We start from the raw sequence: 12,762 nt of genomic DNA, 5'->3' as shown, positions 1-12,762 counted from the left end.
GTCAGCCGGCCTGCGTGGCTCGCACCGCGCGCGCGGCGTTCACGGCACGGATTTCCACCGCGGGCGGGGCGTTGTCGTCGGCCGCCACAGGCTTCCCGTCGATGCGCAATGGAACGAGCGCGATGCGCGCCGGCGTGCCGGGCGCGAGATGGAACCAGTCGTCGCCTGGCATGAATCCCGGCGCGTCGATCTGCACATGGCGCGCGACATGTCGCGTGTCGACGTCGACGTGCCAGGTCTCGCCGGTGCGCGACACGCATGCCTCGATCCCGAGTTCGCGACGCGCCAGCACGGCCGGATGCGTGCGCGACACAAAATGGAACGCCTGCGACAGCAGCGTGCCGTCGTCGGCACGCAGGGTCGCGACGACCGTATCGTGTTCGCACGGGCCGAAACGGTATGCATAGGTCCAGTCGAAGAAGCGGCCGAGCAACTCGGCCGAGCCGAGCCGCACCGTGTCGTGCGCGGCGATCCGCACCGGGCAGCCGGCCCGCGCGACCGGCGTACGGCCGTCGCGCAGCGCGACCAGCTCGATTGACGCCGACAGCGGCGCCGGGCGCTCGTTGACGACGTGCACGTCGAGCCCGTTCAGCCCTTCGTCGACGAGGAGCACCTGGATCGGCTGCAGCACCTGGCGCAGCGCATACCATGCCGATTTCGGCCGGTGGGCGGCGTCGATCACGCCCCATCCGGCGCCCGGCATCACGTCCTGGAACTGCCACACGAGCGCGCCGGCGCAACGCGAGCCGGTGCGGCGCCATTCGGAAAACGTCTCGCGCATCACGTCCGCGACCACCGCACGCGACAGCTCGACATAGCGCGCCGGATCCTCGCGCCGCAGCCGGTCCGGCACAACGTCGTACAGCGTCTGCAAATAGTGATCGCGGATATCGTCGAAATCCCACGACGTGCCGGGGTCGCGCGGCACGGCCGCCTTCCAGCGCGGCTCGTGCACGCCGGGCCAGCCGAGTTCGGCGAGTGTCGCGTCGCACGGGACGTTCGCGAACGCGAGGCATTCGCTCGCAAAGCGCACGTCCGCGCGGCGCGCGTCGTCGAGCGGACGCAGGTACGCACCGACGCCGTAGTAGTGCGACACGCGTTCGCGCGGCGTGAACGGCAGTACGCCGCCGTCGGGCGAATCGGGCACGTACGGGACATCGGGACGGAGCGCGGCCGCGTGGCCGGCCAGCCGGTCGGCCGTCAGTTCGAGGAAGCGCTGCTTCGGCCCGAGCCCCGACATCGCGGCCTGTTGCGCGATCTCGCTGCCGCCGCACAGCACCGCAAGCGACGGCGAAGCGCCGTGACGCGAGAGGAACTGGGTCGCTTCGCGATCGACGTTGGCCGCGAACGTGGGATCGTCGAGCGCGTAATCGAAGTTCGCGAAACCGAAGTCCTGCCAGACCAGCAGCCCGAGCCGGTCGCACCACGCGTGAAAGGCATCGGCCTCGTAGGTCATGGTGCCGCCGACGCGGATCATGTTGAAGCCGGCGTCGCGTGCGAGCCCGAGCAGGCGGCCGTAGGTCGCGTCGCCCGCGTGGAGCGCGAGCGGCGCGGCGCTGCTCCAGCATGCGCCGCGCGCGAACACGGGCACGCCGTTGATGCGCAGTCCGAAACCCTTGCCGTCGGCGCCGGAATCGATCTCGATCGTGCGGAAACCGGTCGAGCCGAGCGGCCGGCGCGCATCGCCGATATGCAGCACAACGTCGTAGAGCGACGGTTCGCCGTGCGTATGCGGCCACCAGCGACGCACGTTCGGTATCGCGACGTGCGCACGCAGCCGGTCGGCGCCGTCACGTTCGAGCTTCGCATGATGTTCGCCGCACGACAGCCGCGCTGCGAACGTATCCGGCAGCGGCGCGGCGAACGTCAGTTCCGCGTCGAGCCAGCCCGTGTCGCCTTCGACACGCGCCTGCAGTTTGCAGTTGGCCAGAACGGGCCCGTCGGCCGGATCGAGCACGTCGACGGGCCGCCACGGGCCGGTGGGCACATACGGCGGAAACCAGCCGGGCATGTGCCCGAACAGCGACGTGCGGATCGTGCGCAGCCCGGCCGGCTCGGCGAGCCGCGTGCGCCAGCGCGCGCGGCGCGGTGCGCGCGCGTCGCGCAGGTGCGGCGCGAGCGCGCGGAAACAGAGGGTCAGCCGGTGCATGCCGTCGAGCGATACCGGCACGTCGTGCGCGACGAACATGCTGTCCGAGCCGTGAATCGGCGTGTCGTCGAGCCAGGCCTGTGCGAGCGTCGCGAGGCCGTGAAAGCGCAGGATGCGCGGCCCGCGCCCACGCAGCTCGACGCGGTACCAGTGGTCGCGCTCGTCGAGCGATGCGGCTTCGTCGAGCCGGCCGGCCAGCGCGAGCGCCTGCGCGACCGTGCCGGGCACCGGCGCCGCGATCCAGCCGCCGTGGCCGGCCGGGAGGTCGCGCGGTTCCCGAACGGCGCCTGCGGCCGTCGCCAGCATCGACCACGCGGGCAGGGCGCGCGCGCGCGTCACCGCATGACCGACACGGGCGCCGTGTCGTAGCGTGCGGGCGTCACGTGCCGCAACGGCGCGCAGATCTGCCGCGCGCACGCGACGACGTCGACATACGCGGCCTCGATCGCCTCGAGCGTCGAGTCGCCGCGCTCCTCCTTGCCGCGTGCGCATGCGCGCGCGAGCCGGAATTCCAGCACCATCGCTTCGGACGCGATGCGCTCGCACGCGGCGCGAATCTCGGCGAACGGGCCGATGCAGCCGCTCGCCTGCAGCCAGCGCGCATAGTGGCCGAACAGTTCGAAATTCGCGCCGAGCTGCCGCACCGAATTGAACGAGTATGCATGGAAATGTTCGAGCGGCGCCTGCGCGAGGCGTTGTGCGTCGGTCTGCAACTGCCGGCGGAACGCCGCGATCGGATCGACGGTCGGCAGGCGCCGCAGGTGGCGCTGCAACGCGGCGAGCGAGGCCTCGCAGAGCGCGCGTTCGTCAAGCGGCGTAAAGCGTCGTTTCGCGCATTCGACGTACGGCGGCAGCGTCATCGGCGAGTTGCCGCCGACGAGCCCGTTGTAGTCGAAATCCTCGGCCACGTAATAGCCGCTGTTGTGGAAGTAGCCGATCTGGCGGTTCGCGCGGTCGATCGCGTCGATGCCGATCGTCGTCTTCGTATGCTGCGTGCGGTAGCTGCTGCCGCGCGTATCGGGCAGGAACCACGCGTCGACCTCGACGATCATCAGGTGGCCGCGCGCGACCTGCGTCTCGATGTGTTGGTCGAGCGGCTCGTAGATCGAATGTTCCTGCACGACGATCCCGTAGAGCCGCTCCAGCTCGTCGAGCGGAAACTTGAAGAACGTGAACTGATCGCCCTCGAAGTCGAGCGCGATCGTAAACGGCAGCGCCGCGTACGGATTGAGACCCCACCACCGGAGCACCTCGAGCCACATGTCGACATAGCAGTTGGTCTGCTTCCAGACCATCGCCTGGCTGTGCAGCGGGTGCGGCCGGTAGTGGCGGGCGCGGTGGCGCACGCTCTCGAACGACGCGTCTTCGCCGTCGCGGGACACGAACCTCATCGCGTCCCCCACAGCACGTCGCGGACCGCTTGCGGCCACGCGTCGATATCGAAGCCGTGGTGGCGGAACAGCGCGAGCGTGAGCCGTTCGAGGCCGAAGCCGACGCAGCCCGTGTGCGCGACGTCGCCCGTCGCGGTGCGGATGTCCCACAGCAGCCCGAAATGGTCCATGTGGTAGTTGAAGCTCAGGCACGCCGTCTGGCGATCGTCGTGCTCGATCGGGATCAGCAGCTCGAACTTCAGGTTCTGCTCGCGCTGGCTGTCCGCGACGATCTTGCCGCCGCGCCCGAAGAACGGGTCGTTCGCGAGATCGATCGCATTCGGCAGGCGCAGCGCGTCGATCATCTTCGTGCCGCGTTCGATCCACGTCTCGCGGAACGAGACGATCTGCTCGGGCGTGCCGATCCGCACGTACTCGCGCATCCGGAACAACTGCATGCGGGTCGGGTCGAGCGACGGTTCGTGACGGAAGCAGTACGAGAACACGTCGACGATCCGGCCGTCGGCGGGCAGCGCGCCCGCGCGTGCGACGACCGGATAGACGGGGTAGCACGCGGCCGGTGTCATCACGACGTAGGTCGGCTTCTGGTTCTCGGTCCAGTCGTCGCCGCGATCGAGGCATTGCAGCACGCGCTGATGCTGGCGTTCGTCGCCGCAGAACGCATGCACGCTGCCCGCCAGCTGCGGGAAGCTCTTCATGTATTCGCTGCGCTCGAACTCGGTGCGGCTCATGGCCGGCGGGAAGCGCAGCACTTCGGCCTGCTGGTCGGCACCGATGCGCGTGACGAACGCGTCGAGCGCTTCGACCACGCGCTCGAATCGCTCGCTGCGGCCGAACAGGCCCTGGATGCCGGTCGAGACCAGCAGGCCCGCGTCGATCAGTTCGTCGCGCAGCGGGTTGACGCCCGCGCGGTCGAGCGGGGCGTCGGCGGGGGAGGCGGCGGGCACGGCGAGGCGATCGTTCACGTATGTTTCTCCAGCGTCGCAGGACGCAGCGCGAGCAACAGGCTCGCAGTGTTGGCGGCAATGCGGTCGTTGCTGATCATCAGCGGCGCCGCGTGCAGGTCGCGAATATGGCGGCCGATACTGAAGGGCGTGCCTTGCTTGTAGCCGGCCATCCCGCAGATCATCATCGCCTGGTGCGCGACTTCGAGGGCCGTCTCCGACACGTAGGTCTTCAGCGTATTGATTTCGGCGGCCCAGGCCATGCCGGCCGACCACGAACGGGCCGACGCATTCGCGTGAAGGCGCAGCACGTTGTCGACGCGGGCCTGCATCGCCTGCATCAGTGCAAGCGATTCGGCGATGCGCCGCGCGGCGGGCGAAGGTGCGCCGTCGGTCTGGCGTGCCTGCGCGCGGAAGAACTGGTGCGCGCGATGGAATGCGTCGCCGGCCACGCCGATCCACACCGCGGCCCACAGGATGTGCGAGACCGGCACCATCGTTTCCTCGGCGATCGTCGCGAACGGCACCGGCAGGCATTGCACGGCGGCGCCCTGCGCATCCAGCACGAAGCCGTTGCTGCACGTGCCGCGCATGCCGAGCGTGTCCCATTCGCCGCGGCGCGTGAGCGTGTAGCCGTCGCGCAGCAGCGTGACGAGCACCTGCTCGGAAGCCGGCGCATCCGCATCGCGTCGCGCGGTGGCGAGAATGCCGTCCGCGTAGTCGCCGTACGAGATCGTCGGCGCGGATTTGTGCAAACGGAAGCCGCCACCGTCGATTTCGAGTGCGCACTGGCTCGCGCGCAGGTTGCCGCCCACGCCGTCTTCCGACGTGGCTGATGCGAGCAACCACTGGTGGCGCACGAGCTGTTGCAGGAACAGCTTGTGCCAGCCCTGGCCGGCGGCGTGATCGACGATGCAGGCGACCTGGATCTGGTGCATCGCGAACACCATCGCCGACGACGCACAGGCCTGGCCGAGGATCGAGCAGGCCGACGCGATGTCTTCCAGCGACGCGCCCGCGCCGCCGAGATGGGTCGGCACCATCGCGCCGAGCAGGCGGCGCGCGCGCATCGCCTCGATCGCCTCGACGGGGCAGCGCGCGTCGCGGTCGACCGCGTCCGCGTGCTGCGCGGCGATCTGTGCGACGGCATGCGCGGCCTCGTCGAGCCGACGCGCATCGCTGTCGGCCGCGAGTTCGGGAAGCGGCGCGCTCATGCTGAATGCTCGGTGCGTTGCAGCGTGGTGATCGTGTCCGCGAGCGCGTCGATGCTGCGGAACAGGTTGCGGTTCAGCATCTCGTCGGGAATCTCGATGTTGAATTGCTTCTCGATCGCGAGCATCAGCTGGATCGTGTCGAGTGACGAAAGGCCCGCGTCGTAGAGGTCGTCCCCGTCGCCGATCGAATCGATCGCGGCTTCGAGATGGGCGACGTGTTTCAGGATGGTTCTGATTTCGTTTTTCACGTGCTGCTCCGGCGTGCGTGGTGTCGTCCGCTCGGGCAGACGCGCGACACGCGCTGACGTCCCCCCGGCAGTCCGGCATCAGTAGACCATTGGCAGACACGGTGTTCTGTTCGCCACCCTACAAACAGCTGACCCGGCAGGCACCGGACGGCACGCGACGCTGCGTCCCGTCCTGATGCGGCACGCCGATCAGGCGCGCGACGCGGCCGGCACGCCCGAATCGGCCGACAGGATGCGCTTCATCTCGTCGCGCACGATCGCGCGGCAGCCGCACGACATTTTTTCGAGGCCGTCGAGGTCGGCGAGCTCGATCGAGCTCCGGTACTGGCGGATCAGGCCCAGCTTCTGGATTTCGCCGGCGGCATCGGTGACCGTTTCGCGCCGCACGCCGAGCATCTGCGCCAGCATGCTGTGCGTCACCTGGATCTCGATGCTGCGGGTCCGGTCGTACGCGAGCAGGAACCATCTGCATAACTGATGTTTGAGCACGTGATGACGGCTGCAGAACGTGATCTGCGAGACCTGCGCCATCAGCAGCCGCACGCAGACGAACACGAGATGGCGGATCACCGGCGATGCGTCGAACGCGGCGGCGAACACGCGCCGGTCGAGCCGGTAGACGAAGCCGTCGCGGCAGGCCACGGCGCGGCAGGGCATCCGGCCGCTGCCGCCGATCACGTCGTCGCACACCACGCTCTCGCTGCCGATCTCCGCGACTTCCAGCGTCATGCCGCCGGACGACACGTACTGCAGCGAAATCGCGGTCGTGACGGGCAGGTAGACCGCCGCGAGCATTTCACCGGGCTCGCAGAGCACTTGCCCGGATTTCAGGTGGACGAGTTGAAGGTGGGGGGCCAGCGTCGCGCGCTCGTCGCGGTCGATGGCCGCGAGAAAGCGGTTCGCGTCGAAGCTGTGGGAAAGCTCGATCATGCCGTTCGCGTACGCGACGGTATCCGGGGCCTGGTGAGTCACGGCGCATCCTCGTAGGGTGGCGGTCACGCGTCGTCGCGGCGATATCCCGGGAATTGGGAATTCGCACGATCGTGCGGACTTGTGTTCGTCAAAAATGGAGTGACGATACTGGCGAAAAGGCTAGCACGCCATTGAAATCGATCAATTGCATATTACGTCATTTCACAAAGTTTGACGATTTTGGCGCATGCAAACGTGATCCGGATTTAATGACTCATTTCCGTGAAATTAATCATCCGGAAGTTGAATGCGACCTCGGGCATTCATTCCATGTCGACCGTGAATCAATCTGCCGGGAGGGGCGCATCGCACGGGAAAAGTGCCAGATGGGCATTGAACATTTTTTGACAAATAAATTGCTATTTCAATAATGTCTATATAAATCAGGCGGTTGCGTGAGAATTGTGCGGTGGATGACAGAGGCGAAAATTAGTGTGCCGATTCAGATTTGAGACAGTTTCAAACAACCGTGTGAGGCGCGATGCCATACCGGAGTGCTATCCGGGCACGTCATGGAAACAATTGAAAATAGACTGTAAGTATATGAGCGACAAGCCGTGCAGCACCGGTGCGGCTGCCTCGGCTCGAGGCAGATGAATGATCAGTCAAATTGCCCGCAGTGTCCACCATCAGGAAGAGTGTCCGGAAATGAGACGCTTTTTTTGTTTCTTGGCCGGTTATTCGGTCGATCTAAATCAGGCGTGATTCATATATTAAGGATGGGCATGTATTGGCACGTAAATCGCTTATTCGGGCTGGCGTGTCGAAACGGGACGGCCGACTCGATCCGGCGGCGATAAGCCGACGGTCAGTCGGAATCAGGGTTGTGGGCCGCAACCACGGTCAGTCCCGGGCGCGCATCGCGATAACGAGTTCCGTGCACGCGGCTGCAGGCGGCGCGGACAATAAAAGGGATACAGACATGCTTCATCTTCACTCGAGCTACTCGGCGAACGCCATCCTCGATGCCCTCCCGGAGGACAGCATCCGCACCATCGCACCGCATCTCGAACTGGTCAGGATCAAGGCCGGGATGCTCGACCGGGTCGGCGAGCCGATGCGCCACGTGCATTTCCCGACGACGTCGATGATGTCGGTGCAGCATCTGATGGAGGACGGTGCGATGGTCGAGGTGGCGCAGGTCGGCCGCGAGGGGGTGGTCGGCCTCGCGACGATGGTCGGCGGCGCCGCGGCGTCGCAACGGGTCGAGGTCCGCATCGGCGGGATGGCTTATCGCGTGCCGAGCTGCGTGATGCGCGCCGAATTCGAGCGCTCGCCGGAAACCTACCGGCTGCTGCTCAACTACTGCCAGGCGGTGATGGCGCAGATCTCGCGCAGCGCGCTGTGCAACCGGCATCACTCGGTCAGCGAGCAGCTCAGTCGCTGGCTGCTGCTTGCGCATGACCGCATCGACGGCGACGAACTGGCCGTCACGCAGCAGACGATCGCGAACATGCTCGGCGTGCGCCGCGAAGGCGTGACGGAAGCGGCGGGCAACCTGCAGGAAGCCGGGCTGATCCGGCAGCGCCGCGGCCGTATCACGGTGCTCGACCGCGACGGCCTCGAACATCACGCGTGTGAATGCTACAACCTGATCCGCGAGGACTATCGCAGGCTGCTCGGCACGCGCGAGACGGCGAGGCCGACACCGGTTCGGCCGCGCATGCCGGACGTGCATCGCGGGTTCCCGGCACATGGTGCATGACGATGCAATCGAAGTCCGGTGGGACGAATTCGATGCGGCGTTCTGTGATCGCAGTTATCGACGCCACGCTCGTGCTGGCAGGCGCGCTCGCGGCGCAGGCGGCGTCGGGCCTCGCGTGGCACGCGCTGTCCGACGCGCAGCGCGGCGCGATCGCGCTGCTGTGCGTGCTGACCGTGGCCTTGCTGCCGCGCTACCTGCGCACCGTGCGCGGCAGCGTGGCGCCGCAAGGCGGCACGCATGCACTGACGCAGACGATGGTGGCGCTCGTCTGCGCGAGCGTGCTGACGGTCACCGCCGCGATGTGGATCATGAATCGCGGCGGCACGATCACGACACGCTGGATCGTGCGGACGGTGCTGGCCGGCGATGCTGCGTTGCTGCTCGGCCGTGCCGCGCTGCTGGCGCTCGCGCTGACGCGTGACGACCCGCGCGCGCGGCAGCGCCGCGTCGCGGTGGTGGGCGCAACGGCATATGGGCGTGTCGCGGTCGAGCGGATGCAGCTCGCGCCGAACGGCCCGTTCGTGGCCGCATGCGTATTCGACGACGACGCACCGGCTGCTACCGGCGGCACCGGCGGCATCGGCGGCGTGCCGGTAATCGACGACTGGAGCGTATTGCGTGACCTGATTCGCGGCGGCGACATCGACGAGGTCTGGCTCACGCTGCCGATGTCGCACGAGTGGCGGATCCAGCGCATCGTGCGCGAGTTGCGCGACGAGTTCGTGGAACTGCGGCTGTTGCCCGACGTGCGGCAGATGGCGGTGGTCGATCGCTCGGCGACCGACGTGCTCGGCATGCCCGCCATCAACCTCGCGACCACGCCGCGTTCGGCGCCGGAGCTGTGGGCGAAGTTCGCGTTCGACCGGCTGTTCGCATTCGGCGTGCTGATTCCGTTGCTGCCGCTGCTGTCGATGCTGGCGATCGCGGTCAAGCTGTCGTCACCGGGGCCCGTGCTGTTCAGGCAGCGCCGCAAGGGTGTCGACGGCCGGGAGTTCGACATTCTCAAGTTCCGGACCATGCGCGTGCATCGCGCCCAGCCGGGCGTGCTGCAGCAGGCGTCGCGCAACGATTCGCGCATCACGCGCGTCGGCGCGTTCCTGCGGCGTACGTCGCTCGACGAACTGCCGCAGTTCTTCAACGTGCTGTTCGGGCAGATGTCGGTGGTCGGGCCGCGCCCGCACGCGATCGAACACGACGACCTCTATCGGCAATTGATCGACTGCTACATGTACCGCTACCGCGTGCGGCCCGGCATCACCGGATGGGCGCAGGTGAACGGCTATCGCGGTGAAACGCGCAAGGTCGAGGCGATGGCAGCACGCGTGAAGTTCGATCTGTTCTACATGCAGAACTGGAGCTTCTGGTTCGACATGAAGATCATCCTGTTGACGGTCGTGCGCGGCTTCATCGGGCGCAATGCATTCTGAGGATCACGAAAGATCGAGGCGGCGCCGCGCGAGCGATCGTCCCGACGGCGTAATGCCGGTTCGTGCGCGCGGACGAAGCGTTGTGGCCGTGCGGAAAATTGCTGCGCTGCGGTCGTGCCGCCGAGTGTCCGAGCGCGCACCGCGGGTCCGGATTACGCGTCCGGCCCCAGTTTCCGCACGGCTGCCGCTGCCTGACCGACACGCTGATTCCGGTCAACACACGCGTGTTCAATGGGTTTATCCTGCGTCGAATGCGTCCGGCGCTCTTCGTGTCGCCGCGCGCCCATCCGGACACGGTGGCTGGCGGTGACGCCGGGCCGCCGCGCACCGGCGCGACACCGCGCGCCGCCATGCTCCGCGCGGAACCCGGAACAGGAGAGACGGCCATGTCGCTCGACCCACAACAACGGCAGACGCTGAAACAGCGGCTGAACGAGAGCGAGCAGACGTTGCGTGCGGAGATCCGCGCGAGCGAAGACCAGCGCGCGTCGGAGTCCTACGCAGACCTCGCCGGCGCGGCGCCGGACGAGGGCGACGAGGCCAATGCGGATCTGTTCGTCGACGTCGATCATGCGTTGATCGGCATGAAACTGACCGAGCTGCGCGCGATCGGCCGTGCCCAGCAGCGAATGCGCGACGGCAGCTACGGCGAGTGCATCGACTGCGACGGCTCGGTCGGCTACGAGCGCCTGCTGGCGCGCCCGGCCGCCGAACGCTGCACGCATTGCCAGTCGATCTACGAGCGGCACTACGCCACGACACCGCGCGCCTCCCTCTGACGCTGTCATCGTCGCCATCACGGCGCTGCACGCGCGGCGCGGCCGGCGTACGATGATGAACGGGCACCCGGCGGCGTCAGCATGCGGCGCCGGGCGGGCAGACGCTGTCGCGCACGCGCGCGGCGCCATCCACGTGGAAGGGAGCCACGCCGATCATGCCGATCCACAATGCCGAGTGTGCGGCGGTGTTCGCCGAGATCGCCGACATGCTCGAGATCCAGGGCGCCAATCCGTTCCGGGTGCGTGCCTATCGCAACGCAGCACGGACGATTGCCGACTACGGGCGCGATATCCCGACGATGATCGCGAACGGCGACGATCTCGGGAAGATTCCGTCGATCGGGCCCGATCTCGCGTCGAAGCTGCGCGAGATTGCCGCGACCGGCACCTGCGAACTGCAGCAAACGCTGCGTCACGCGTTGCCGGGCGCGATCGTCGAGCTGCTTGACGTGCCGGGGCTCGGCGCGAAGCGTGTGAAGGCGCTCCATGACGCACTGCACGTCGATTCGCTCGAGCAGCTTCGCGCGGAAGCGAAGAGCGGGCACGTGCGCGAGTTGCCGGGCTTCGGCGCGAAAACCGAAGCGCATCTGCTCGAAGCGATCGACGACCGGCTGAAGCGCGAACCTCAACGCTTCCTGCTGCCGGATGCGATGCACGCGCTGCAGCCGCTGCTCGAACGCCTGCGCGCGATCGCGGGCGTCGGCAACGCCGTGCCGGCCGGCAGCTTTCGCCGCCGCCGCGAGACGGTCGGCGATCTCGACATCCTCGTTACCGCACGTGATCCGGTGGCTGTCGCCGACGCGTTCGTCGGCCACGGCGAGGTCGCGCGCGTGCTCGCGCACGGCAAGACGAAGTCGAGCGTCGTGCTCGCCAGCGGGTTGCAGGTCGACCTGCGCGTCGTCGATGCCGACGCGTTCGGCGCGGCGCTCGTCTATTTCACCGGATCGAAAGCGCACAACATCGCGTTGCGCAGGATCGCGCAGGCCGGCGGACTGAAGATCAACGAGTACGGCGTGTTTCGCGGCGACGAACGGATTGCCGGCGCGACCGAGGCGTCGGTCTATGCAGCGATCGGGTTGCACGACGTGCCGCCCGAGTTGCGCGAGGATCGCGGCGAGATCGAGGCCGCGCGCGCGGGCACGCTGCCGGCACTGGTCGAGCGCAAGCACGTGCGCGGCGACCTGCACGCGCATACCGACGCGTCTGCCGGCCGCGACAGCCTGCGTGCGATGGCCGATGCGGCACGCGCACGCGGGTTCGCGTACCTGGCCATCACCGACCGGGCGCCGCATGCCGGCGGCAGCCGCAGCGACTTCGACTGGCTTGCCCGGCAGCTCGACGAGATCGATCGTCTCAACGCGTCGTTCGACGATTTGGTGCTGCTCAAGGGCGTGGAGGCCGGCATTCGAGAGGACGGCAGCCTCGATGTGCCCGATGCGATGCTCGGCCGGCTCGATCTCGTGGTCGGCGTGGTACGCGACGGCTTCGAGCTGTCGCGCGACGCACAGACCGCGCGCATGCTGCGCGCGATGGATCATCCGCATTTCACGATTCTCGCGCACCCGACGGGCCGCGTGCTCGGCGAGCGCGATGCTTGCGAACTCGATGTGACGCGCGTGATCGCGCACGCCGCGGCGCGCGGTTGCTTCGTCGAACTCGATGCGCAGCCGCGGCGGCTCGACCTGCCGGACGTCTGGTGCCGCGAGGCCGCGAAGGCCGGCGTGCCGGTGGCGATCGGCTCGGATGCGTGCAGTGCGGACGAACTCGACAATCTTGCGTACGGCGTCGATCAGGCGCGACGGGGCTGGCTCACGCGGCCCGACGTGCTGAACACGCGCACGCTCGCGCAATTGCGGCCGCTGCTTGCACGCACGATGGGAGCGGGCGGCGCGTCGAAGCGCAGCGGCGGCGCGAAGGGCGCGTGAACGCAGCC

Annotated in this window: 10 protein-coding genes; 4 read left to right on the top strand and 6 right to left on the bottom strand. The window is 67.7% G+C overall.

All coding sequences use genetic code 11. The features are described from left to right. Position 1 precedes the first annotated feature (1 nt). From CFB45_RS23780 to CFB45_RS23755, 6 genes are all read right to left on the bottom strand, one after another. Complete coding sequence (locus CFB45_RS23780; protein ID WP_089427661.1) at positions 2–2,488, bottom strand: glycoside hydrolase family 2 protein; 2,487 nt, start codon at positions 2,486–2,488, stop codon at positions 2–4. Next, positions 2,485–3,540 (bottom strand): DUF1839 family protein, encoded by a 1,056-nt coding sequence (locus CFB45_RS23775; RefSeq protein WP_089429112.1) that lies wholly within the window; start codon positions 3,538–3,540, stop codon positions 2,485–2,487. Before CFB45_RS23775 ends, CFB45_RS23780 begins: the two co-directional genes overlap by 4 nt. Further along, entirely contained in the window at positions 3,537–4,505 is a 969-nt protein-coding gene (locus tag CFB45_RS23770; RefSeq protein WP_089427660.1) for an amino acid--[acyl-carrier-protein] ligase, read from the bottom strand. The genes CFB45_RS23775 and CFB45_RS23770 overlap by 4 nt, the downstream gene beginning before the upstream one ends. After that, a complete protein-coding gene (locus tag CFB45_RS23765; protein WP_089427659.1) occupies positions 4,502–5,698 on the bottom strand; it encodes an acyl-CoA dehydrogenase family protein in 1,197 nt (398 codons plus the stop codon). The genes CFB45_RS23770 and CFB45_RS23765 overlap by 4 nt, the downstream gene beginning before the upstream one ends. Next, positions 5,695–5,946 carry an acyl carrier protein gene (locus CFB45_RS23760; RefSeq protein WP_089427658.1) on the bottom strand — a complete coding sequence of 84 codons (252 nt, stop codon included), beginning with the start codon at positions 5,944–5,946 and terminating at the stop codon, positions 5,695–5,697. The genes CFB45_RS23765 and CFB45_RS23760 overlap by 4 nt, the downstream gene beginning before the upstream one ends. Positions 5,947–6,135: 189 nt before the next feature. After that, positions 6,136–6,918: a Crp/Fnr family transcriptional regulator gene (locus CFB45_RS23755; protein WP_174971612.1), complete on the bottom strand. Its 783-nt coding sequence runs from the start codon at positions 6,916–6,918 to the stop codon at positions 6,136–6,138. Positions 6,919–7,840: 922 nt separating this feature from the next. Here CFB45_RS23755 and CFB45_RS23750 point away from each other — a divergent pair. The 4 genes from CFB45_RS23750 to polX all read left to right on the top strand — a co-directional run bounded on the left by CFB45_RS23750 (position 7,841) and on the right by polX (position 12,754). Next, positions 7,841–8,623 (top strand): Crp/Fnr family transcriptional regulator, encoded by a 783-nt coding sequence (locus CFB45_RS23750; RefSeq protein ID WP_089427656.1) that lies wholly within the window; start codon positions 7,841–7,843, stop codon positions 8,621–8,623. A 32-nt stretch (positions 8,624–8,655) separates the two neighbouring features. Then, positions 8,656–10,050 carry an undecaprenyl-phosphate glucose phosphotransferase gene (locus CFB45_RS23745; RefSeq protein WP_089429111.1) on the top strand — a complete coding sequence of 465 codons (1,395 nt, stop codon included), beginning with the start codon at positions 8,656–8,658 and terminating at the stop codon, positions 10,048–10,050. Positions 10,051–10,436: 386 nt separating this feature from the next. Continuing rightward, a complete protein-coding gene (locus CFB45_RS39760; protein ID WP_089429110.1) occupies positions 10,437–10,829 on the top strand; it encodes a TraR/DksA family transcriptional regulator in 393 nt (130 codons plus the stop codon). A 155-nt stretch (positions 10,830–10,984) separates the two neighbouring features. Beyond that, complete coding sequence (polX, locus tag CFB45_RS23735) at positions 10,985–12,754, top strand: DNA polymerase/3'-5' exonuclease PolX (protein WP_089427655.1); 1,770 nt, start codon at positions 10,985–10,987, stop codon at positions 12,752–12,754. Positions 12,755–12,762 lie beyond the last annotated feature (8 nt).

Source organism: Burkholderia sp. HI2500, assembly GCF_002223055.1.
Taxonomy (GTDB): domain Bacteria; phylum Pseudomonadota; class Gammaproteobacteria; order Burkholderiales; family Burkholderiaceae; genus Burkholderia.
This window is presented reverse-complemented; position numbering and strand designations above follow the sequence as displayed.